The 21,798-nt window shown below is 58.3% G+C and carries 21 protein-coding genes; 4 read left to right on the top strand and 17 right to left on the bottom strand.

Annotated features, from left to right (window positions below):
• Nucleotides 1-2: 2 nt before the first annotated feature.
• The 11 genes from emrB to AC6I79_RS04910 all read right to left on the bottom strand — a co-directional run bounded on the left by emrB (nt 3) and on the right by AC6I79_RS04910 (nt 12,551).
• Nucleotides 3-1,538, bottom strand: coding sequence for a multidrug efflux MFS transporter permease subunit EmrB (gene emrB / locus AC6I79_RS04860; RefSeq protein ID WP_021506464.1), 1,536 nt, complete (start codon nt 1,536-1,538; stop codon nt 3-5).
• 17 nt (nt 1,539-1,555) lie between these two features.
• Nucleotides 1,556-2,728 carry a multidrug efflux MFS transporter periplasmic adaptor subunit EmrA gene (emrA, locus tag AC6I79_RS04865; protein WP_058770894.1) on the bottom strand — a complete coding sequence of 391 codons (1,173 nt, stop codon included), beginning with the start codon at nt 2,726-2,728 and terminating at the stop codon, nt 1,556-1,558.
• A 149-nt stretch (nt 2,729-2,877) separates the two neighbouring features.
• Nucleotides 2,878-3,408, bottom strand: coding sequence for a transcriptional repressor MprA (gene mprA, locus AC6I79_RS04870; RefSeq protein WP_021506466.1), 531 nt, complete (start codon nt 3,406-3,408; stop codon nt 2,878-2,880).
• 713 nt (nt 3,409-4,121) lie between these two features.
• Nucleotides 4,122-5,117 (bottom strand): glycine betaine/L-proline ABC transporter substrate-binding protein ProX, encoded by a 996-nt coding sequence (gene proX / locus AC6I79_RS04875; RefSeq protein WP_021506467.1) that lies wholly within the window; start codon nt 5,115-5,117, stop codon nt 4,122-4,124.
• Between the two features lie 63 nt (nt 5,118-5,180).
• Nucleotides 5,181-6,359 (bottom strand): glycine betaine/L-proline ABC transporter permease ProW, encoded by a 1,179-nt coding sequence (proW, locus tag AC6I79_RS04880; protein WP_498027598.1) that lies wholly within the window; start codon nt 6,357-6,359, stop codon nt 5,181-5,183.
• On the bottom strand, nt 6,356-7,552 hold the full coding sequence (gene proV, locus AC6I79_RS04885) for a glycine betaine/L-proline ABC transporter ATP-binding protein ProV (protein WP_021506469.1): 1,197 nt from the start codon (nt 7,550-7,552) through the stop codon (nt 6,356-6,358). The genes proW and proV overlap by 4 nt, the downstream gene beginning before the upstream one ends.
• A 601-nt stretch (nt 7,553-8,153) precedes the next feature.
• Nucleotides 8,154-9,113 carry a class 1b ribonucleoside-diphosphate reductase subunit beta gene (gene nrdF, locus AC6I79_RS04890; protein WP_498027599.1) on the bottom strand — a complete coding sequence of 320 codons (960 nt, stop codon included), beginning with the start codon at nt 9,111-9,113 and terminating at the stop codon, nt 8,154-8,156.
• Nucleotides 9,114-9,121: 8 nt separating this feature from the next.
• Entirely contained in the window at nt 9,122-11,260 is a 2,139-nt protein-coding gene (gene nrdE / locus AC6I79_RS04895) for a class 1b ribonucleoside-diphosphate reductase subunit alpha (RefSeq protein WP_021506471.1), read from the bottom strand.
• Nucleotides 11,239-11,643 carry a class Ib ribonucleoside-diphosphate reductase assembly flavoprotein NrdI gene (gene nrdI, locus AC6I79_RS04900; RefSeq protein WP_021506472.1) on the bottom strand — a complete coding sequence of 135 codons (405 nt, stop codon included), beginning with the start codon at nt 11,641-11,643 and terminating at the stop codon, nt 11,239-11,241. The genes nrdE and nrdI overlap by 22 nt, the downstream gene beginning before the upstream one ends.
• Nucleotides 11,644-11,647: 4 nt before the next feature.
• Nucleotides 11,648-11,890, bottom strand: a complete 243-nt coding sequence (nrdH, locus tag AC6I79_RS04905; RefSeq protein WP_021506473.1) for a glutaredoxin-like protein NrdH — start codon at nt 11,888-11,890, stop codon at nt 11,648-11,650.
• 343 nt (nt 11,891-12,233) lie between these two features.
• Nucleotides 12,234-12,551 carry a DUF883 family protein gene (locus AC6I79_RS04910; RefSeq protein WP_021506474.1) on the bottom strand — a complete coding sequence of 106 codons (318 nt, stop codon included), beginning with the start codon at nt 12,549-12,551 and terminating at the stop codon, nt 12,234-12,236.
• Nucleotides 12,552-12,700: 149 nt separating this feature from the next.
• On the opposite strand from AC6I79_RS04910, the gene AC6I79_RS04915 reads away from it, so the two are divergent.
• The 4 genes from AC6I79_RS04915 (at nt 12,701) to AC6I79_RS04930 (ending at nt 16,032) form a co-directional block, all read left to right on the top strand.
• Nucleotides 12,701-13,039: a DUF2002 family protein gene (locus AC6I79_RS04915; protein WP_021506475.1), complete on the top strand. Its 339-nt coding sequence runs from the start codon at nt 12,701-12,703 to the stop codon at nt 13,037-13,039.
• 133 nt (nt 13,040-13,172) lie between these two features.
• Nucleotides 13,173-14,588: an S-methylmethionine permease gene (gene mmuP / locus AC6I79_RS04920; RefSeq protein ID WP_058776476.1), complete on the top strand. Its 1,416-nt coding sequence runs from the start codon at nt 13,173-13,175 to the stop codon at nt 14,586-14,588.
• Nucleotides 14,578-15,510, top strand: a complete 933-nt coding sequence (mmuM, locus tag AC6I79_RS04925; RefSeq protein WP_104188767.1) for a homocysteine S-methyltransferase — start codon at nt 14,578-14,580, stop codon at nt 15,508-15,510. Before mmuP ends, mmuM begins: the two co-directional genes overlap by 11 nt.
• 99 nt (nt 15,511-15,609) lie before the next feature.
• Complete coding sequence (locus tag AC6I79_RS04930) at nt 15,610-16,032, top strand: hypothetical protein (RefSeq protein ID WP_498027600.1); 423 nt, start codon at nt 15,610-15,612, stop codon at nt 16,030-16,032.
• A gap of 87 nt (nt 16,033-16,119) precedes the next feature.
• On the opposite strand, the gene speG is transcribed toward AC6I79_RS04930, so the two are convergent.
• The 6 genes from speG to AC6I79_RS04960 form a co-directional block, all read right to left on the bottom strand.
• A complete protein-coding gene (gene speG / locus AC6I79_RS04935; RefSeq protein WP_021506478.1) occupies nt 16,120-16,665 on the bottom strand; it encodes a spermidine N1-acetyltransferase in 546 nt (181 codons plus the stop codon).
• Nucleotides 16,666-16,749: 84 nt separating this feature from the next.
• Nucleotides 16,750-17,415 (bottom strand): ABC transporter ATP-binding protein, encoded by a 666-nt coding sequence (locus tag AC6I79_RS04940; protein ID WP_498027601.1) that lies wholly within the window; start codon nt 17,413-17,415, stop codon nt 16,750-16,752.
• Nucleotides 17,408-18,241: an ABC transporter ATP-binding protein gene (locus tag AC6I79_RS04945; RefSeq protein ID WP_264442134.1), complete on the bottom strand. Its 834-nt coding sequence runs from the start codon at nt 18,239-18,241 to the stop codon at nt 17,408-17,410. Before AC6I79_RS04945 ends, AC6I79_RS04940 begins: the two co-directional genes overlap by 8 nt.
• Complete coding sequence (locus tag AC6I79_RS04950; RefSeq protein WP_031279350.1) at nt 18,231-19,088, bottom strand: ABC transporter permease; 858 nt, start codon at nt 19,086-19,088, stop codon at nt 18,231-18,233. The genes AC6I79_RS04945 and AC6I79_RS04950 overlap by 11 nt, the downstream gene beginning before the upstream one ends.
• A complete protein-coding gene (locus tag AC6I79_RS04955; RefSeq protein WP_058758250.1) occupies nt 19,085-20,137 on the bottom strand; it encodes an ABC transporter permease in 1,053 nt (350 codons plus the stop codon). Before AC6I79_RS04955 ends, AC6I79_RS04950 begins: the two co-directional genes overlap by 4 nt.
• Nucleotides 20,137-21,705 (bottom strand): ABC transporter substrate-binding protein, encoded by a 1,569-nt coding sequence (locus AC6I79_RS04960; protein WP_278426630.1) that lies wholly within the window; start codon nt 21,703-21,705, stop codon nt 20,137-20,139. Before AC6I79_RS04960 ends, AC6I79_RS04955 begins: the two co-directional genes overlap by 1 nt.
• Nucleotides 21,706-21,798 lie beyond the last annotated feature (93 nt).

The following is a 21,798-nucleotide window of genomic DNA, read 5'->3' on the forward strand; positions in this document are numbered from 1 at the left end:
ACTCAGTGCGCGCCACCGCCGCCACCGCCTGCGCCAAACGGCGGACGGGCAAACCACACCAGAACCAGCAGGACCAAAAACACCCCCGCCGATGCCCAGAAGATCTCGTTAGCCGAGATAATCAGGCCCTGATTAGTAATTTGCTGGGCGATATAAGCCGACGCCTGCTGCTGCGTCATGCCCATGCTTTGCAGCTGGTCATACATTTGCTGCGAATTCGGATTGAATGGATTAACCGATTCCGACAGGTAGCTGTGATGCATCGATTCGCGGTCTGTCCACATGGTGGTGGTGATCGACGTTCCGATTGAACCCGCCAGCGTACGCACAAAGTTTGACAGGCTGGAGGCCGCCGCCATACGCTCTGGCGGCAAGCCGGACAGCGTAATGGTGGTCAGCGGCATAAAGAAGCAGGCCACCGCGAACCCCTGGATAAACTGCGGCCACGCGGAGGCACCGAAATCCATCCCCGGCTCAAACGTATACGCACGCCAGTAGAAGCACACCGCGTACATGATAAAACTGAAGGTTACCAGCCGCCGCATATCGAGCTTATGGGCGAAGCGACCAATGATCGGCGACAGAATCACCGGAATGATCCCCACCGGCGCCGATGCCAGCCCGGCCCAGGTGGCGGTATAGCCGTATACCTCCTGGAGCAGCTGCGGTAGCAGGACGATCGAGCCGAAGTACAGCATGTAAGCCAGACTGATCGACAGACAGCCGATGGTGAAATTTCGCTTCTTAAACAGCGACAAATCGACAATCGGGTGATCGTCGGTCAGCTCCCACACCAGCAGCACGGCCAGCGACACCACCGCGACCACCGTGAGCACGATGATTTCGGTTGAGCCAAACCAGTCGAGTTCTTTACCGCGGTCAAGCATCACCTGCAGAGAACCAATCCCCACCACCAGCAGCACCAGACCGACCATATCGATCGGGCGGATCTCAGTTTTGGTTTCGCGCCCACGCAGGGTTTGCAGCGTGAGCATCACCACCACCACGCCAATTGGCACGTTGATGAAGAAGATCCAGCCCCAGTGATAGTTATCGCTGATCCAGCCACCGAGAATCGGACCGCAGATCGGCGCAACGATTACCGTCATCGCCCACAGCGACAGCGCCACGCTGCGCTTGGCCGGCGGGTAGTTGTTCAGCAGCAAACTTTGCGACAGCGGAATCAGCGGACCGGCCACCACGCCCTGAATCACGCGGAAGAAGATCAGCATCTCCAGGCTTTCGGACATGCCGCACGCCCAGGAGGCCAGCGCGAACAGAATGGTCGACCAGGTGAACAGCTTCACTTCACCGACGCGTTTTGCCAGCCAGCCGGTGATCGGGATCGAGATGGCATTCGCCACCCCGAACGAGGTGATCACCCAGGTGCCCTGCGAGTTGGACGCCCCGAGGTTACCGGCGATGGTTGGGATCGCCACGTTAGCGATGGTGGAGTCGAGTACCTGCATGAACGTCGCCAGCGACAGGGCGATGGTCATCAGAACTAACGGCGCACCTTCAAGCGGCTTTTGTGCCATAACAGCCTCCCGCGAGGTTATTGCGCGTTGGCACGGACAATGTCAGCGATCAGCTGGTTAACCGGCGCAAGGTCGATTGCCAGCGCGTTACTTTCATACGCGGCCTGGGTGCGGACATTGCTGGCCAGCGCGGCGCCATCTTTGTTCTGGGTATCTACTTTCACCAGCGTGGACAGGCCGATACGCAGCGGATGTTGCGCCACTTGCTGCGGATCGAGTTCGATACGCACCGGCAGACGCTGTACCACTTTGATCCAGTTACCGGTGGCGTTCTGCGCTGGCAGCAGCGAGAAGGCGCTACCGGTGCCCATATCCAGACCAACCACCTTGCCGTGATACTCCACATCATCGCCGTAGATATCACTGATGACCGTGGCGGGCTGACCGATGCGCACGCCTGCCAGCTGCGTCTCTTTAAAGTTGGCGTCAACCCACAGGTTGGTGGCCGGCACCACCGCCAGCAGCGGTGTGCTGGTGGAGATCTGTGAACCGACCTGCACGCTGCGACGCGAGACATAGCCGTCCATCGGACTGCGGATGTCGGTGCGCTGCAGCGCCAGCCAGGCATCGCGCAGCTCAGCAGCGCTCTGTTTTACCGCCGGCTGATTTTCGAGGTCGGTATTCAGGATCATCGCCTGGTTCGCGTTGTACTGCTGAATCGCCACGTCCAGCTGGGCTTTCGCCGTGGCCACGGCATCACGCGCGTGCTGCAGCTCTTCGCGGCCAATCAGATTGGCGGCACCGAGCGGCTCGCGACGTTTCAGGTCGGATTCGGCCTGATCCAGCGCGGTCTGTTGCAGTTTGATGGTGGCCTGATACTGTTTGCCGTTGATCATCAGCTGGTGCGTCTGGCGCACGCTGGTGGCCAGCGCGGTCTGCGCTTTCTCGAATGCCTGCTGCGCATCGGTTTTATCCAGCGACACCAGAATGTCACCTTTTTTCACCCGATCCGTATCCTCGAACCACACTTTATTCACGCTGCCGGAAACCTGGGCCATCACCTGCACCTGGTTGCCTGCCACGTAGGCGTCATCGGTTTCCTGGAAGTGGCGCAGCACCAGATACCAGTAAGCCAGATAACCCACACCAATCACGATAAACACGATAGCCAGCAGGATCAGCGCACCTTTGCGCTTCTTCTTTTTGTTCGCGGGCTGTTGCGGGCTTTGAGCTTCCGCTGTCGCACTCATGTCGTTCTCCACGTTTGCCATTTAGTCGGGATGTGTTGATCCATCAACACGGTCGCCCGAGTCGAAAAAGCCAGCGTTTGCAACGCTGGCCGGATAAAAGGGGATTAAAATAGCGATTTCGGTGGGTGATTGTGTCGCAGTTCTTGCTATTAACGCGACAGGGAAGCGATAACCTGATCTTCGTCCATTTTATCGAGACGGTTAAGCAACTTACGCGTGATGGCTTCCAGCTGCTCTTGCTCGGTATCGGTCAGCGAGGACCACAGATACTGCAGGCTCTGATGCTGTGGTGGCAGCAGCTGACGTAAGAATTCGTTACCTTTTTCCGTCAGGTGCAGGTGCAGGCAACGGCGATCGTTGTCGCTCTCACGACGCTCGATCCAGCCGCGCTTTTCCAGTTCATCAGCGATGCGCGTCGCGTTGGTGCGGGAAGAACCCAGCGCCGAGCTCAGCTCAGAAGGCTGAATGCTCTGGTTTTCCTGCGCGTCCAGCGTAATCAGCGCCATGAATAAAGTTTCGTTAATTCCCTGCGCCTTCAACATTTTGTTGCGATTATCCAGCAGTTTACCCTGCATGTGCATGCACAGACGGGTCAGGATGATCTCCTGCAGCGGAAAATCTTTGTGGCGATTAGCACGGATGTTTAGCATCTGCTCAATGGGAGTAAACGAGCTTTCCATTAAAAACCTCTTAGTTGCAACAAATATAATAATGAGGGTGACAGATTAAGCGTAGTCATATTTTCCGCCTGTGATTGTTTGCACCGTCACACTGTCAGCACCTGGCGTTCCAGGTCGGTCCATAACCCTGGGCTCTGCGCCCTGACTAGCCGCTTTGCAGACAAAGCCGCCATCGTCATCAATTCGCTAAGCGAAACCTTCAGTGGATTGAATAATTTCGCGAGTAAAAATAACTTAGGTGAATAACTGTGTGGCTAACCATAACAAAGCCAATCATTAATGAACAGTATCGCTCACCACTTTGCATTGATCTTTACGTTTTCTAAACACTTTTCCCGGCCGGCTTTGCCGGAGTAAATCAATGGGTTAATCGATAAGGCACCGGTTAATCCGGGTAACGCGCCAGCATCAGCGGCGTGATGAATTCCGTTCGTCGTCTGCGGTATAACCGGCACGTGGCAGGGTGAATGCCAGCGATAACGCAGACTCATCCTGGCGCGGCCGACCCGATGCGGGCGGTGGAAAGGAGACATAGCTGGTGGGAAAAGCGGGTAAATAATCATATGTGGGTAATAGTAACCCAAAAAATTATTTCAATGTTGTGTTAATTAACAGGACGTACCAGTGCGCTATAGCGTACGCTTCGCTTACTGACAGGGCGGGAGGGCGGAAAATGGCGGCACCATGTGGCTGAGACGGGGTGCCGCGTGGGCTTATTTCGCCGCCGCCATGGCGTCGCTAACCCATTTATCAAATTCCGCCTGATGAGCTTTGATCCAGCCGTCAACGTGGCCGTTGATGTCCGCTTCTGAGGCGTGACCGGCATGCATCGCGGCGTTCTCGGCATTGATGTCGCCAATCGGCAGCTTCATTTCTGCAAACAGTTTTGCCGCCGCCGGATTCTTCTCTGCCCAGGCTTTGTTGGCCACGATATGCATGGTGTTCACCGGGAAGCCATAGTTGGCGCCGTTGGCCAGTCTGGTATCCACTTTGCTCTGCGCGCCTGGCAGTGAGGAGAACGGCACCTGCAGCCACACCACATCTTTACCCGGCTTCAGCACGTCGCTGACCCAGTATGGCGTCCAGGTGTAATAGAGAATCGGTTTACCCTGTTTGAAGCGTGTAATGGTGTCGGCAATCATCGCCGAGTAGTTACCCTGGTTGTGCACCACGGTGTCGCTCAGTTTGTAGGCCTCGATCTGATGGTTAATCACCGCCTCACAGCCCCAGCCTGGCGTACAGCCGGTCAGGTCTGCTTTGCCATCGCCATTGGTATCAAACAGTCTGGCCAGCTTTGGATCTTTCAGCTGCTCGATGTTGGTGATGTGGTACTGATCGGCGGTTTTCTTGTCGATCAGATAACCCTGGGCGGCACCGCTGACGTAGGTGCCCTGGCGATAAAATTTATTATCACCGCCGGCGGCTTTATACATGTCGTCATGCAGCGGTTGCCAGTTGGTGGCGATAAACGTGGCATCACCGCCGGCAATGGTGGTGTAAGCCACGTTGTAATCTACTTCACTCGGCTTCTCAACGGTGTAGCCCAGCTTCTCCAGCGCGCGGCTCACCAGCAGCGTCTGGAAGGTCTCTTCGGAAATGGTACTCTGAGCCGGTTTAACGGTAATGCCTTTGCCCGGAAGGTCGGCGGCGGACACGTGCGTCGCGGCAACCGTGGTCAGGACGGCGGCGAATAGAGCTGTCTTGCGCATAGTCATTCCTTATTTTACGTGTGACGTCGGAGACGGGCGACCGCAGCGGGCCGCCCAAAGAAATCAGGCTTTTTTACTGAATGGACGCAGCAACAAACCCAGCGGCCCGCTGCTGTACCAGTGGCGGCTGCCACGGCTGCGGCTGTCGCGACCTACCGACTGCGTCAGGCGGTCAAGAATGATGGCGAGGATGACGATACCGACGCCGCCCACGCTGGCGAGACCCATATCGAGACGGCCGATACCGCGCAGCACCATCTGGCCCAGACCGCCAACGGCAATCATCGAGGCGATGACCACCATCGACAGCGCCAGCATCAGCGTCTGATTGACGCCAGCCATAATGGTCGGCATCGCCAGCGGCAGCTGGACCTTGAACAGCATCTGGCGCGGGCTGGCACCGAAAGATTCACTGGCTTCGATCAGGTCAGCCGGCACCTGCTTAATACCGAGTATGGTGAGACGCACCACCGGCGGCAGGGCAAAGATAATCGTCACCACCACGCCCGGCACGTTGCCGATACCAAACAGCATGACGATGGGCACCAGATAGACGAACGCCGGCGTGGTTTGCATTGCATCCAGCAGGGGCCGTACGATGCGCGCCGCGCGCTCACTGCGCGCCAGCCAGATGCCAAGCGGCAGGCCGATCAGTACGCAGAACAGCAGGGCGGTGAGCACCAGCGCCAGCGTCACCATCGCCTGGGACCAGGCACCGATCATGCCAATCAGCACCAGCGATATCAGCGTGGCGAGGCCCATCGCCGGGCTGGCAATCTGCCAGGCAATCAGTGCGAACACGATGATCGCTACCGGCGCAGGCAGACCCATCAGCAGTTGCTGGAAAGCGCTGAGGATATAATCCACCGGCACGCGAATGCCCTGAAACAGCGGACGGAAATGGGTAACCACCCAGTCGATGCCTTCGGTGACCCAGCGAACCAGCGGAATCAGCGTGGTGTGGAACGGATCCAGCAGGCTGAAGTGCTCCGGCGCTGCGGCCGGTGCGCTGCTCAGCCAGTCGCTGCTGCTGACGGCATCGTGTCCACCACTGCTGGCGGCATCCGATGTACTGCCGGCGGCATTGCCCCAGGCATCGGCGGCGCTGGCGCTGCTGTCAGTCGGTGTGCTGCTGCCTGTCGTGGACCACGGATCGCTGCTGGCTGCGGCGGCGTTGCTGGTGGCGGTTGGTGCGCTGGTCTGGCTGGCGCTTTCCCATGGATTGGCGTTTTGTGCACTCATGGCTGGGCTCCTTCACGATCTAAAGCGCGTAACAGCGTGCTTTTGGAAATGATACCGACGTACTGCTGATCTTCGCCGATCACCGGCACCGCACAGGGTGCCTGCGCGACGTGAGAGAGCAAATCGTTGAGCGAGGTATCGGCAGGAACCGCCAGCGGTGCGTCGAGCAGGGCGTTATCCAGCCCTTCACCGGCGGCGAGTGCCGCTTTCAGCGAGTCAGTGGAGACGACGCCGATGAATTTCTGTTTCTCCAGCACGTAGCCATATTCGCGGTCTTCATCCTGCAGCAGTTTGATCGCCGAACGCGGACCGAAACCGGCGGCCTTACGAATCAGCGCGCCGGCGCTGCGGCGGGCGATATCTTTGGCGCTGAAGACGTGACTGATATCCACGCCGCGGAAGAAGGTGCGCACATAATCGTTGGCCGGATTATTGAGGATTTCATCCGGCGTGCCGACCTGCACCACTTCGCCGCCCTGCATGATGGCGATGCGGTCGCCAATACGCATCGCTTCATCCAGATCGTGGGAAATAAACACGATGGTGCGCTGATGTTTCGCCTGCAGTTTTACCAGTTCATCCTGCATTTCCGTGCGAATTAATGGATCAAGTGCGGAAAAGGCTTCGTCCATTAGCAATATATCCGGATTAATCGCCAGTGCGCGGGCTAATCCAACACGCTGACGCATTCCGCCGGAGAGTTCATCGGGCCAGGCGTGAGCATAATTTTCCAGTCCGACCTGACGCAGCGCGTCGAGCGCTTTTTCCTGCCGCTCCTGCAGCGCCACGCCAGCTAATTCCATGCCGAACGCGGTATTATTTAGCACCGTCATGTGCGGCATCAGTGCGAATGACTGGAATACCATGCTGATTTTATTTCTGCGCACATCACGCAATTCTGCGTCGGATATTTTGGCAATATCTACGCCATCAATAATCACCTGGCCGCGTGTCGGCTCGATCAGACGATTGAGAAGGCGAACCATAGTGGACTTGCCGGAGCCGGACAGCCCCATGATGACAAAGATCTCGCCTTCTTCAATGGCCAGACTGGCATTTTTGACGCCGAGTGAGAGGCCGGTTTTCGCCAGAATACTCTCTTTACTCTCGCCTTTTTCAATCAGCTTAAATGCCTTTTCGGGATGATCGCCAAATACCTTATATAAATTCTTTACTTCGAGTTTAATTGCCATGCAGTAATGAAATTCCTGGTTAAATGTCTGACTATTTCTTGTTGTACCCTGCGTAAATTTAAGCGCCTATACCGTAGCATAGTGAGATTATCTGACAACCCTTGACGGAAATATCTGGCGTGACACGTATGGCGCGATAGTGGCTAATTCCAGTGCCTGCAAGGGATGAGACGGGATAAATTTTTTCTGAATTTTTTGTGAAATTAAACCGGTTCCGGCCAGAATTATCACTGGAAGGCGGATAAATCACGCTTAGTCAGGCGAAATATTCCGGCGATGAATGGCGCTAAATAGGTAAAATAATCACGCGCGGAATTAACCTTATTTCAGGGGAACGGCGGGAATGCAGGAGAGGAAAATGAATGAGCTGAACGTGGTGGAATCGGCATGAAATTAACCTGGTCGGCATCAATGCCGACCCACAGATGCATCAATATTACCGCTGGGGCGCGTTCCGGTCGGCATCAATGCCGACCCTACAGATGCATCAACCTAACCGCTGGGTGCATTTCAGGCGACATGATTAACCCAACCGTAGGGTGCGCATTCATGCGCACCGCTTACGGTGCAATGCGCACCCTTTACCGCGCACCGCACGCGACTAAAAATTCCAGTCCTCGTCCTCGGTTTCAACCGCTTTACCCATCACATAGGACGAACCGGAACCCGAAAAGAAATCGTGGTTTTCATCGGCGTTGGGCGACAGCGCCGACAGAATCGCCGGATTTACCGCCGTCAGCTCCGCCGGGAACAGCGCTTCGTAACCCAGGTTCATCAGCGCCTTGTTGGCATTGTAATGCAGGAAGGTTTTCACCTCTTCGGCCCAGCCCACGTCGGCATACAGCGCTTCGGTGTACACCACCTCGTTTTCATACAGCGCCAGCAGTAAATCGATGGCGAACTGCTGCAGCTCAGAGCGGCGCGCGTCGTCAACGGTTTCCAGCGCTTTCTGGTACTTATAGCCGATGTAATAACCGTGCACCGCTTCATCACGGATAATCAGCCGAATCAGATCGGCGGTGTTGGTCAGCTTGCCGCGGCTTGACCAGTACATCGGCAGCCAGAAGCCGGAGTAAAACAGGAACGACTCCAGAAACACGCTGGCGATTTTCTTCTTCAGCGGATCGCTGGCGCGGTAGTGATCCAGCACGATTTTCGCCTTGTTCTGCAGGGCGGCATTCTCCTCACTCCAGCGGTAGGCGGCATCCACGTCGGCGGTGTTACACAGCGTGGAGAAGATCGAACTGTAAGAGCGCGCATGTACCGCTTCCATAAAGCTGATGTTCGACAGCACCGCCTCTTCGTGCGGCGTCAGCGCATCTTCCATCAGTCCCGGTGCGCCAATGACGTTCTGAATGGTGTCGAGCAGCGTCAGACCGGTAAACACCCGAATCGTCAGCTGCTGCTGCTGCGGGTCGAGCGACTGCCATGCCGGCAGATCGTTGGACAACGGCACCTTCTCCGGCAGCCAGAAGTTGCTGGTAAGACGGTTCCACACTTCGAGATCTTTCTCGTCCTGGATGCGGTTCCAGTTAATCGCCTGAATCTGTTTAAGTTGCATAGTCATCATCACAGTGCACAGGAAACGCAGCCCTGTACCTCCGTGCCTTGTAGCGCCATCTGACGCAGTCGAATGTAATAGAGGGTTTTGATGCCTTTCTTCCAGGCGTAGATCTGCGCTTTGTTGATATCGCGCGTCGTGACGTCATCGCGGAAAAACAGCGTCAGCGACAGGCCCTGATCGACGTGCCGGGTGGCTTCGGCGTAAGTATCAATAATCGCTTCGGGACCAATCTGGTAGGCATCCTGATACAGCTCAAGGTTGTCATTGGTCATAAACGGAGCCGGGTAATAGACGCGGCCGGTCTTGCCCTCTTTACGGATCTCAATGCGCGACACAATCGGGTGGATGCTCGACGTGGCGTGGTTGATGTAAGAGATGGAACCGGTCGGCGGAATCGCCTGCAGGTTCTGGTTATACAAACCGTGCTGCATTACCGACGCACGCAGCGCCTGCCAGTCCGCCTGGTCGGGCAGGGCGATGCCGGCATCGGCAAAAATCTGCGCCACCCGGGCAGTGCGCGGCTGCCAGCTGTGTTGGGTATATTTATCGAAATAGGCACCGCTGGCGTACTGCGACTGCGCAAAGCCGTCAAAGCTCGTGCCGCGCTCCTGCGCCAGCAGGTTGGAGGTGCGCAGGGCGTGATACGTCACGCAGTAGAAATAGAGGTTGGTGAAATCCAGCGCCTCTGGCGAACCGTAAGCCATACCCTCACGCGCCAGATAGCCGTGCAGGTTCATCTGCCCGAGACCGATAGCGTGCGAACGGCGATTGCCTTCCGCCACCGACGGCACGGAGGTGATGTCACTCATCTCGGAAACCGCCGTCAGCGCGCGCACCGCCACTTCCACGGTTTGCGCCAGATTACGCGAATCCATGGCGTGGGCGATATTCAGGGAGCCGAGGTTACAGGAGATATCTTTGCCGACGCGGCGATAGCTCAGGTCGTCGTGATACTCGCTGGCGCTGTTAACCTGCAGGATCTCCGAACACAGGTTACTCATGTTGATGCGACCGGCAATCGGGTTGCTGCGGTTCACGCTGTCCTCATACATGATGTAGGGATAGCCGGACTCAAACTGAATTTCCGCCAGCGTCTGGAAGAAGTCGCGCGGCTTGATGAAGGTTTTACGGATGCGATCGTCGGCCAGCATCGCCTCGTAGTGCTCGCTGATACTGATATCAGCAAACGCCTTGCCGTAAATACGCTCAACGTCGTAAGGCGAAAACAGCGCCATATCGCGGTTCTCTTTGGCCAGCTGGAAGGTGATATCCGGAATCACCACGCCGAGCGACAGCGTTTTAATGCGGATCTTCTCGTCAGCGTTTTCACGTTTGGTATCGAGGAAGCGCAGGATATCCGGATGGTGCGCATTCAGCCACACCGCGCCCGCGCCCTGACGCGCACCAAGCTGATTGGCGTAGGAGAATGCATCTTCCAGCATCTTCATCACCGGAATTACGCCGGACGACTGATTTTCAATGCGCTTGATCGGCGCGCCGGATTCACGCAGGTTGGAGAGCAGAAACGCCACGCCGCCACCGCGCTTCGACAGCTGCAGCGCCGAATTCACCGCGCGGCCAATCGACTCCATATTGTCTTCAATGCGCAGCAGGAAGCAGGAGACCAGCTCGCCGCGCTGCTGTTTACCGCAGTTTAGGAACGTGGGCGTAGCCGGCTGGAAGCGACCGCTCAGCATCTCGGCCAGCAGTTCCCGCGCCAGCGTTTCATTGCCGCGTGCCAGCGTCAGCGCCACCATGCAGGCGCGCTGCTCAAAGGTTTCCAGATAGCGTTTGCCGTCGAAGGTTTTTAGCGTGTAGCTGGTATAAAACTTCCACGCACCGAGGAAGGTGTGAAAACGGAAGCCCCAGGCATCAGCCTCTTCGTGCAGCTGGCACAGGAAGGCGAAATCGTACTGGTTCAGCACCCCGGCTTCATAATAGCCTTCGGCCACCAGATAGCGCAGACGCTCGCCGTGCGAGTCGAATGGCACGCTGTTGGGCTGGACGTGCTGCAGGAAAAACTGGCGTGTGGCTTCATGATCTTTGCTGAACTGGATGCGGCCATCGGCGTCATATAGGTTCAGCATCGCGTTGAGCGCGTGGTAGTCCAGCTGTGTGCTGTTCAGGGTGTCTGTCGTTGCCAAAATTGGGTCACTCCCGCTTTAACATGGGCAATATCGTCGGCGGTTCCCATCAGTTCAAAGCGGTAGAGATAGGGAACCTGACATTTCTGCGCAATGATGTCGCCCGCCAGGCAGAAGCCCGCGCCAAAGTTGCGATTGCCCGCAGCAATCACACCGCGAATACCGCGCCGGTTGGCGTCATCATTAAGGAACTGAATCACCTGTTTCGGCACTGCCCCACGCGCGCTGCCGCCGCCGTAGCTCGGCACCACTAAAATGTAGGGCTGGTCGATGTGCAGGCGCTGCGTGGCGTCGAGCGGAATACGCCGCGCAGGCAGGCCGAGACGGGTGATAAACCGGTGCGTGTTTTCCGACTGGCTGGAAAAATAGACCAGTGGAAACATCGCTTTATCCCCCGACGGCAGCGAGCTGGCGCAGGCCGGCGATTTTGTCGGGACGGAAGCCGCTCCAGTGGTCGTTGTGCGTCATCACCACGGGCACCTGGCGATAGCCAAGCGATTTGAGCTGGTCGATGGCTTCCGGTTGGCTATCGAGGTTAATCAGCTGGTAGTCGATGCCACTGCGATCCATGGCATTTTTGGTGGCGTCACACTGGACACACTGGCTTTTAGTGTAAATAATAATGCGCATGATTCGTATTTCCCTCTGGTTGTGGTCAGGTTGCGAGATACGAAGCAAAAACCCTTTTGCTGCGAACGTCGTCCCTGCTGACATCTGGTAGCGAGTTGATGTGTTGAATACTAGATGTAGTGGTATTGGTGGTCAAGCCCACCAGATATAGGGTTTTGTGATTTAAGCAGTCGGATTAGGGCGAATGCCAGCGATGGTGCGCCCTGGCGCAGGGAAAAAATTTTTGTAAAGGGTTTTGCGGCAATTTTAACCAGCCTGACAGCAGCCGCATCGGCGCGCTAATGCGGAGTGACGCGCAAAAAAAAGCCCCGCATACGCGAGGCTCCTGATGATTTTTAGCGATTTAGCGGCGTGACATCAGCAGCGCGCCCAGCACCAGACCCACGGCGGCACCGACACCCACGCCGTACCACGGTTTGTCATGCACGTAGGCATCCACCTGATAACCCGCATCGCGCGCGGCCTGAGTCACGCGGTTGCCACTGCCGTTAAGTTTAGCGCGCGTCTGTTTCAGCAGGGCCTGCGCCTGGCTGCGTGCGCTATCCACTTCATCTTTGGCTTCGCTGCCGTAAGATTTCAGTAAGGCTTCCAGCGAATCGGCCAGTTCGTTTACATCCTGATTGATATCAATGTCATCGTTTTTGCTGGTTCGATTAAACATTTTTCGCTCCCTTTGACTTAAAACGTAATACTAAGTGTAGACGAAACGTGACTAAACGCAGCCGTGTGCCAGGCTTTAGGGAAATTCCGAATGTCCTGTGCTGTCGTGCTGATGTAAGGTTGCGGGGCTGTGAGAAGAGAGGAGCAAGCATGTATTTACGTCCGGATGAGGTAGCGCGCGTACTGGAAAAAGCAGGATTCGAAATGGACGTCCTGACACCCAAAACTTATGGTTATCGCCGTGGCGAAAACTACGTCTATGTGAATCGCGAAGCCCGCATGGGGCGCACAGCGTTGATCATTCATCCCACCCTGAAAGAAAAAAGTCAGCATTTCGCTGAACCCGCATCAGAGATGAAAACCTGCGACCACTACACGCAGTTCCCTCTCTACCTGATGGGGGATTCGCAGGAGCATTACGGTATTCCCCACGGTTTTAGCTCGCGCATGGCGTTGGAGCGTTATCTGCAGGGCGTCTTCGGCGCCTGACTGGTGTGCCCCGTCGCGGCGGGGCCGCACACGCTTTCCCAATCCTTACCCTTTCCCACGTTGCAAATTGCCGCGCGGATGCGTATAACTCTGTGTCCATATAGAAGTTTAGACGTCCATATGGATATAAAGAATGCAAACTGAACCGACGCCTTCGCAGGCAAACTTCAAGCGCAGCATGAAGGTGCGGCATCTGGTGATGCTGTCGCTCGGCGGCGTGATTGGCACCGGGCTGTTTTTCAACACCGGCTACATCATCTCCACCACCGGCGCAGCGGGCACGCTGCTGGCCTATCTGATTGGTGCGCTGGTGGTATGGCTGGTAATGGTGTGCCTTGGCGAACTGGCGGTGGCGATGCCGGAAACCGGTGCGTTTCACGTCTACGCCGCGCGCTACCTCAGTCCGGCGACCGGCTACACCGTGGCCTGGCTCTACTGGCTCACCTGGACGGTGGCGCTCGGCTCCAGCCTGACCGCCGCCGGTTTCTGCATGCAGTACTGGTTCCCGACGGTGCCGGTGTGGCTGTGGTGCCTGGTGTTCTGTGTCGCCATTTATCTGCTGAATAGTGTCTCGACGCGCTTCTTTGCCGAAGGAGAGTTCTGGTTCTCCATCATTAAAGTGATCACCATCATTGCCTTTATCGTGCTGGGCGCGGCGGCGATGCTGGGGTTCATCCCGATGAAAGACGGCAGCGCGGCGCCGGGATTACATAACCTGACCGCTTCCGGCTGGCTGCCGCACGGTACGCTGCCGATTCTGATGACCATGGTGGCGGTGAATTTTGCCTTCTCCGGGACCGAGCTGATCGGCATTGCGGCGGGTGAAACCGAGCAGCCGCAGAAAGCGCTGCCGCTGGCGATTCGCACCACCGTGGCGCGCCTGATCATCTTCTTTATCGGCACGGTGTTTGTGCTGGCCGCGCTGATCCCGATGGATCAGGCGGGCATCGTTAAAAGTCCGTTCGTACTGGTGTTCGAAAAGATCGGCATCCCGTACGCGGCGGATATTTTCAACTTCGTGATCCTCACCGCGATCCTGTCAGCGGCGAATTCCGGACTGTACGCCTCAGGACGGATGCTGTGGTCGCTGGCCAATGAAAACACGCTGCCGCGCTGCTTTGCCCGGGTCAACCGGCGCGGCATTCCGCAGCTGGCCATCACCGTGAGTATGCTCGGCGGCCTGCTGGCGCTGTTTTCCAGCGTGATCGCCCCGGATACGGTGTTTGTGGCACTGTCAGCGATTTCCGGCTTTGCCGTGGTGGCGGTGTGGCTGAGCATTTGCGCCTCACACTACATGTTCCGTCGTCGCTATCTGCAGGCGGGCAATGCGCCGCAGCAGCTGGCGTACCGCGCGCCGTTCTATCCGCTGGTGCCGATCCTGGGATTTACCCTGTGTCTGCTGGCATGCATCGGGCTGGCCTTTGACCCGTCACAGCGCATCGCGCTATGGTGCGGCATTCCTTTTGTACTGTTCTGCTACGCTGCTTATTATCTGACGCAAAAACGCCAACACGCTTTCAACGCTAAGGAGACCGATGATGTCGCGTAACCCCATCGCTGCGGCCCTGACCCACACTGATACCCTGATTCTGGATGGCGCGCTGGCGACAGAGCTGGAGGCGCGCGGCTGTAATCTGGCCGATACGCTGTGGTCAGCCAAAGTGCTGATGGAAAATCCCGAGCTGATTTATCAGGTGCACTATGACTACTTCGCCGCCGGCGCTAATGTGGCGATCACCGCCAGCTATCAGGCGACGCCGCTGGGCTTCGCCGCCCGTGGACTGGATAGCGGCCAGGCCAGCGCGCTGATCCGCCAGAGCGTGGCGCTGGCCCAGCGGGCGCGCGACGATTATCGTGCCACCACAGGCAGCCAGGCACCGCTGCTGGTGGCCGGATCGGTCGGTCCTTATGGCGCTTATCTGGCCAACGGCGCCGAGTATCGCGGCGACTACGCCTTGCCGGCTGCCGAAATGAAAGATTTCCACCGTCCGCGCGTGGCGGCGCTGCTGGAGGCGGGCGTGGATTTGCTGGCGTGTGAAACGCTGCCGTCGTTTGGTGAAATTCAGGCGCTGATTAGCCTGCTGGCGGAGTTTCCGCACAGCAGCGCGTGGTTCTCCTTCACGCTGCGCGATGCGCAACACCTGAGTGACGGCACGCCGCTGAGCAAGGTGGCGGAAGTCATCAATGCCGCGCCGCAGGTGGTCGCTGTCGGCCTTAACTGCGTGGCGCTGGAGAGCGTGACGCCGGCGCTGCAAACGCTACAGGCGCTGACGGACAAGCCGCTGCTGGTCTATCCTAACTCCGGCGAGCAGTATGATGCGGTCAGCAAAAGCTGGCACTCGGCGCCGTCTGGCTGCACGCTGCACGATAAGTTCCCCGAGTGGCAACAGGCGGGCGCACGGCTGATTGGCGGTTGCTGTCGCACCACGCCACAGGATATCGCGGCGATTGCCGCCTGTTGTCAACCGTAATAAAGCGCAGAAAAGCGCCACTGATAGCGCGATTGAGGCGAGTGAAAAGGTCGAGAGGGCAGTTTAGACTGTCCTTTCTGATTCTGAAGCGGACCTGCTATGAACCTGCGACATCTTCTTCCCGCCTGTGCGCTGCTGCTGAGCGGCTGTGCCACCATTGTCGGCACCGAAACGCAACCGGTAAAAATTGACTCTGTGCCGCAGGGCGCGCGTTTCACCGTGCAGGATGAAACCGGCCGCGCGGTGGCGCAGGGCTATACGCCGCAGACGGTAGATCTGGCGAAATCCAATGGCGCCTATTTCGGTAAGAAACATTATCAGGTGATGCTGGAGAGTCCGGGCTACGTGCCGCTGACGCTGCCCATCGAAGCAAGTGCCAACCTGTGGTACGTGCTGGGCAATATTCCGCTGCTCGGTTTCCCCGGCTGGCTGGTGGTCGATCCGTTTTATGGCGGCATGTATGACCTGAAGCCAGCGCACCCGCAGCCGCATCTTAACGTGGTCGGCGCGCGCGGCGGATAATTTGCACGGATGCGTAGCGGCGCGATTTATCGCGCTTAGTTAAATACGCGCAATAAATTGCGCCGCTACGGTTCGTGCCGAGGGTTATTATTGCGCGGTAGGCTTCACCATCGCATTACCGGATTTATGCTGTGCCAGGTACTGCTGCTGGAAAATGCACATGCGGATGGTGTTGCGGTACTCGCCGTTGATGAAAAACTCGTGCTTCAGCACGCCTTCCACCTCGAAACCGAGCTTGGTGTAGATATGAATCGCCTTCTCGTTCTCCTGATCGACAATCAGATACAGCTTGTAGAGATTGAGCACCGAAAAGCCGTAATCCATCGCCAGCTTTGCCGCCCTGCTGGCTAAGCCCTTGCCCTGATGCGCCGGGTCGATGATGATCTGAAACTCCGCCCGGCGATGCACGTGGTTGATCTCCACCAGCTCGACCAGCCCGGCTTTTTGCCCATCGTGTTCCACCACAAAGCGCCGCTCGGTCTGATCGTGGATGTGCTTATCATACAGGTCAGAAAGCTCCACAAACGCTTCGTACGGCTCTTCAAACCAGTAGCGCATTACGCTGGCATTGTTATCCAGCTGATGGACAAAGTGCAGATCTTCCCGCTCCAGCGGACGTAATTTTACCGTCATACGGTGTTCCTTTAGATGACTGAATGGCTGTTAGGCAGCGGCGCAATTTACCCGCAGGATCAACCGCGCCGCGTTGCGCTCATGCTAACCAACAATCCGGCCCTGCGCCATGCGCGCGGCGCGATCGCACATATGATCGATCACGTCAGGATCGTGGCTGACCAGCACCATCGTCAGGCCATCATTCTGTTTCAGATCGTTAAGCAGATTCAGGATCTCGGCCTGCACAGACATGTCCAGCGCTGACGTCGGCTCATCCAGCAGCAGGATTTTGGGCTCTAGCAGCAGGGCGCGCACGATGGCCACGCGCTGACGCTGTCCGCCGGACAGCTGATGCGGATAGCGATCCGCCAGCGCCGGATCCAGCCCGACATGGCGGAAGCCCGCGTTGATGCGATCGTCGATGTTATCGCGTCGCAGCAGCTTAAGCGGTTCCGCCAGCGTGCGGCGCAGCCGATGGCGCGGATGCAGCGAAGCGTAGGGATCCTGAAACACCATCTGCACATCGCGCCGCAGCTGGCCGGTAAAGGGTTTGCCCGGCTGCACGGCGGTATTCGCCAGCGTCATCTGGCCGCGCCAGTGCGGATTCAGTCCGGCCATTACCCACAGCAGCGAGGATTTACCGCAGCCGGAAGGCCCCACCAGACCGAAACACTCGCCGGCCGCCACCTGCAGGTTCACATCGTGCACCACGGTGCGCAGTTCATAACCCTGTTTATGCGAGACGTTCAGGTTGGCTAATTCAATCATGCATCTTCTCCAGCGCCGCGCGATCCAGCACCGGCAGGCGTTCGCCGTGCGTCGCTTTACCCGGACGGCAGGCCCACAGCGTGCGGGTATAAGGATGGCTGGCGTCCGACAGCTGCGCCGCCGGCAGCGTGTCCAGCAGGCGGCCTTTGTACATCACCATCACCCGCTGACAGTGCTCGGAGACCTGTTGCAGATCGTGACTGATCAGCAGCAGGCCCATATTGCGCTGCTCCACCAGGCGACGAATCAGCGCCAGCACCTGATCGCGCATGGCGTGATCGAGCGCCGAGGTGGGCTCATCGGCAATCAGCAGATCGGGATCGGTAATCAGCGCGATCGCCAGCATCACGCGCTGGCCCATGCCGCCGGAGAGCTGATGCGGATAGCGCTTCATCAGCTGGCGCGGATCGGGCAGGCCCACCGCGTCCAGCATCTCGCACACTTTCTCTTTGCGCTCGGCGCGGCTCAGCTTGCGGTGCAGCACCAGCGGCTCTTCAACCTGCCAGCCAATGGTGCGCGTCGGGTTGAGCGCGTATTTCGGGTCCTGCATGACCATCGCCACTTTGCCGCCGCGCACGCCGATCCAGTCGCGCTCGCGCAGGTGCAGGGCGTCTGCGCCCGCCACCTGCAGCCGGTCAGCCTGCAGCTGCAGCGCGGGCGACAGCAGGCCCATCAGCGCACGCGCGGTCAGGGATTTGCCCGAGCCGGATTCACCGACCAGCGCCACGCGTTCGCGGCCAAGGGTAAAGCTGATGTTATCCACCAGCAGCGCGTCGTGGCTGCGAATCGTCAGCCCCTGCGCATCAATTAACAGATCATTTGGCATGGCGGGTATCCAGTCGGTCACGCAGGCCGTCGCCTGTCAGGTTAAACGCCAGGCTGGCGAACAGAATGGCTGCGCCGGGCGCTGCCGCCACCCACCATTGGTCGAAAATCACTTTACTGCCTTCTGCTACCATCGAGCCCCATTCGGCGGTTGGCGGCTGCACGCCCATGCCGAGGAAGCCCAGCCCGGCGGCAGAAAGAATAATCCCGCCGAGGCTCAGCGCGGCACGCACCACGGCGGTCGGCAGGCAGAGCGGCAGAATGTGGCCAAACATCAGGCGCAGGCCGGTAATGCCCTGCATGCGCGCGGCGGCGAGGTAATCGCTGCGGCGCAATGCCAGGGTTTCCGCGCGTGCCTGCCGGGCAAACGGCGGCCAGCTGGTGAGCGCCAGCGCCAGTGCGCCGTTCATCAGGCCCGGACCCAGCATTGCCACCAGCGCCAGCGCAATCACCAGGTTGGGCAGCGACAGAAAAATATCGGTGATGCGCATCAGCACGCGTTCGGTCCAGCCGCCGACGTAGCCGGCGGTGATGCCGACTAACAGGCCAACCGGGATGGTCAGCACCAGGATCAGCGACACCAGCAGCAGCGTCGGACGTGCGCCGTAAATCACGCGCGACAATAAATCGCGCCCGAAGCCGTCGGTGCCGAACCAGTGCAGCGCCGACGGTGCCAGCAGACGCTGTTCAATCACCTGCGCGTTAGGATCAAACGGCGCCAGCAGCGGCGCCAGCAGCGCCATGGCCACCAGCACGATCACCAGCGTCAGGCCGATGGTCAGCGAAGTGATACGCGCCCGGCGCCGGCGCGGGCGCACGGTTTCCAGTTCATGAAGTTGTTGAGTCATCGGGTTCTCGGATCGGTTAACCAGGTGAGGGCGTCGGCCACGGCATTGAGCAGGATAAAGCAGCTGCCAATCAGCAACGTAGCGCCGAGAATCGCCGGAACATCGGCGGAAAACAGCGCGTTGGTCATGTAGCGACCGACGCCCGGCCAGGCGAATACGGTTTCCGTCAGCACGGAACCTTCCAGCAGCGTGGCGTAGGAGAGGGCGATCACGGTGATCAGCGTGCCCAGCACGTTGGGGAAAATATGACGCAGCAGAATGCGCGCCCGGCCAGCGCCTTTCGCGCGCGCCAGCACCACATACTCTTTGCTGCTCTCTTCCAGCAGCGCCGCGCGCAGCAGACGCGTAATGCCTGCCATCGCCAGCAGGCCGAGAATCACCACCGGCAGCCACAGATGGGCAATCGCGTTGCGAAACATTTCCGCATCGCCGGAGAGCCAGCTATCAATCAGTACAAAGCCGGTCTTTGGTTCGAGGGTATAGATCCAGATATCATCCAGCTGGCCCGGACCGGCGGACCAGTGCAGCACGGCGTAGAACAGCAGCAGGCCCAGCAGGCCGAGCCAGAACACCGGCACCGAGTAGCCCAGCAGCGAGATAAAGCGCGCCACGTTATCGATGACGCTGCCCGGTTTCCACGCCGCCAGCAGTGCGAGTGTCACGCCGAACACTGCAGCGAAAATCATCGAACAGGTCGCCAGCTCAAGCGTGGCGGGGAAGGTGCGCATCAGGTCGGCGCTGACCGGCTGATTGGTGAGATGCGACAGGCCGAGATTGCCCTGCGCCAGCTGGCTGATATAACGCCAGAACTGTACCAGTACCGGCTGATCCAGCCCAAGGTCGTGACGCACCTGAGTATAGGTGGCTTCGCTGGCGTGATCGCCGGCGATTTGCTGCACCGGGTCGACTGGCGACAGGTGCGACAGCATGAAAGTAAACGCTAACAAACCCACCAGCGTCACCAGCAGCGACAGCAGGCTGGTGACGAGGCGGCTGAAGCGCTGCCAGAGTGGCCGGGCGAACCCGGCCGATGACGCTGACGCTGCCATTACTTCGAAACCTGCGCGTAATACACCATGTCCGGGTTGATCCCCTGCACATAGCCCTGCAGATTGTCGCGCAGCGCAATCAGGTTACGCGCCTGCAGGCCAATCACATACGGCGAGTTCTTCAGCACTTCACGCTGCATCGCCTGATAAAGCGCAACGCGCTTATTGCTGTCGGCTTCGGCCGTCGCCGCCAGCGTCTGTTTGCTCAGCTCCGGGATGTGCCAGTCTGAACGGTAAGCAATGGTTTTGCTGCCATCTTCCGGGTTGTAAGCGAAGGACGCGGCGTTGGTGTTCGGGTCGAAATAATCCGCGCCCCAGGCGTTGAGCGTAGCTTCATACTGATGCGCCTTCACGCGGGTAGACACTTCAGAGCTTAAGCCCGGCTGCACTTCCACCTTCACGCCGCCTTTGGCGAAGCTGCCCTGCAGTGCCTGCGCGATATCAAGGTACGGGGGCTGATTGCTGGTGGAGAGCTTAAAGCTGACGTTGGTCAGACCGGCCTTCTGCAGAATCGCTTTGGCTTTCTCCGGATCGTAGCTGTAAGGCGTGTCGTTCAGCGCACCGGGGAAACCCTTCGGCAGGAAGGTCTGATGCACTTCAAACTGGCCTTTCAGCAGGTCATTGGCGATACCTTTGTAGTCGAACAGGTAACGTGCCGCTTCCCACAGCGCCGGGTTCTTCAGTACCGGATTGGCACCGACATTGAACTGAATGTAGTAGAGCGACGCCATCGGAATCGCTTCGGTCTTCACGCCGGCTTTGCCCTTCAGCGCAGCGATCTGGTCAGCACCGAGGTTACGCGCGATATCGACATCGCCCTGTTCCAGCAGCAGACGGCGCGCTGCCGGCTCCGGCACGTTTTTGATCAGAATGTTTTTCAGCTTCGGTGCACCGGCCGGTGAGGTCGGGTTGGCGCTGAGCAGTATCGCTTCATGCAGCACCACTTTGCGAATCTGGAACGGGCCGCTGCCGGCTGAGTGGGTGCCGAGCCACGCATGGCCGAAATCACCGTTTTTGGCGTTGGCCTGCGCGGTTTTTTCATCAACGATCGAGGAGACCGGCGCGGACAGCAGGCTCAGCACGTAGGCCGGGCTGACGTTGGCGCTCCAGCTAATCTGTACGTGGTCTTCATCGACCTTCTTCAGGAAGCTGTCAACGTTGTCTTTGTTCCAGCCGAGCTGGGTCAGAATAAAGGACGGATCGAGGTTGAGTTTCACCACGCGGCCCAGCGAGAAGATGACATCTTCCGGGCGCAGCGGATTACCGCTGGCAAACTTCGCGTCTTTGCGCAGCGCAAACGTCAGGCTGCGGTTATCGCTGCCCGGCTGCCACGACGTGGCCAGCGTTGGCTTAAGATCGGTTGGATTGGCCGGATCGGACTGCACCAGGCGCTGATAAATGTTAGTGAACGCTTGCACCGTGGTCAGTTCAAAGCCCTGGGCCGGATCAAAGCTGTCCGCATCATCCGTAGACTGCGCAATCACCAGCGTATCTTTCGGCGTGGCGGCCTGCGCGGAGAAGGCGGCTACCAGCGACAGCGCCAGCAGTGAGGGAATAATTTTTTTCATGTTGTTTCCTTGCCTTAAAAAAGTAACGCGAGTTTACGAGAGCGCTACAGTGAAGAATAGTCAATTTATGGCTATGCATATGCCGTAAGGTTC

The sequence above is a fragment of the gamma proteobacterium symbiont of Scutellera amethystina genome (assembly GCF_059730845.1).

Coding starts and splice junctions, on each gene's coding strand:
- emrB (WP_021506464.1), bottom strand. CDS start 1,538: ATGGCACAAAAGCCGCTTGAAGGTGCGCCGTTAGTTCTGATGACCATC.
- emrA (WP_058770894.1), bottom strand. CDS start 2,728: ATGAGTGCGACAGCGGAAGCTCAAAGCCCGCAACAGCCCGCGAACAAA.
- mprA (WP_021506466.1), bottom strand. CDS start 3,408: ATGGAAAGCTCGTTTACTCCCATTGAGCAGATGCTAAACATCCGTGCT.
- proX (WP_021506467.1), bottom strand. CDS start 5,117: ATGCGCAAGACAGCTCTATTCGCCGCCGTCCTGACCACGGTTGCCGCG.
- proW (WP_498027598.1), bottom strand. CDS start 6,359: ATGAGTGCACAAAACGCCAATCCATGGGAAAGCGCCAGCCAGACCAGC.
- proV (WP_021506469.1), bottom strand. CDS start 7,552: ATGGCAATTAAACTCGAAGTAAAGAATTTATATAAGGTATTTGGCGAT.
- nrdF (WP_498027599.1), bottom strand. CDS start 9,113: ATGCAACTTAAACAGATTCAGGCGATTAACTGGAACCGCATCCAGGAC.
- nrdI (WP_021506472.1), bottom strand. CDS start 11,643: ATGTTTCCACTGGTCTATTTTTCCAGCCAGTCGGAAAACACGCACCGG.
- nrdH (WP_021506473.1), bottom strand. CDS start 11,890: ATGCGCATTATTATTTACACTAAAAGCCAGTGTGTCCAGTGTGACGCC.
- AC6I79_RS04910 (WP_021506474.1), bottom strand. CDS start 12,551: ATGTTTAATCGAACCAGCAAAAACGATGACATTGATATCAATCAGGAT.
- AC6I79_RS04915 (WP_021506475.1), top strand. CDS start 12,701: ATGTATTTACGTCCGGATGAGGTAGCGCGCGTACTGGAAAAAGCAGGA.
- mmuP (WP_058776476.1), top strand. CDS start 13,173: ATGCAAACTGAACCGACGCCTTCGCAGGCAAACTTCAAGCGCAGCATG.
- mmuM (WP_104188767.1), top strand. CDS start 14,578: ATGTCGCGTAACCCCATCGCTGCGGCCCTGACCCACACTGATACCCTG.
- AC6I79_RS04930 (WP_498027600.1), top strand. CDS start 15,610: ATGAACCTGCGACATCTTCTTCCCGCCTGTGCGCTGCTGCTGAGCGGC.
- speG (WP_021506478.1), bottom strand. CDS start 16,665: ATGACGGTAAAATTACGTCCGCTGGAGCGGGAAGATCTGCACTTTGTC.
- AC6I79_RS04940 (WP_498027601.1), bottom strand. CDS start 17,415: ATGATTGAATTAGCCAACCTGAACGTCTCGCATAAACAGGGTTATGAA.
- AC6I79_RS04945 (WP_264442134.1), bottom strand. CDS start 18,241: ATGCCAAATGATCTGTTAATTGATGCGCAGGGGCTGACGATTCGCAGC.
- AC6I79_RS04950 (WP_031279350.1), bottom strand. CDS start 19,088: ATGACTCAACAACTTCATGAACTGGAAACCGTGCGCCCGCGCCGGCGC.
- AC6I79_RS04955 (WP_058758250.1), bottom strand. CDS start 20,137: ATGGCAGCGTCAGCGTCATCGGCCGGGTTCGCCCGGCCACTCTGGCAG.
- AC6I79_RS04960 (WP_278426630.1), bottom strand. CDS start 21,705: ATGAAAAAAATTATTCCCTCACTGCTGGCGCTGTCGCTGGTAGCCGCC.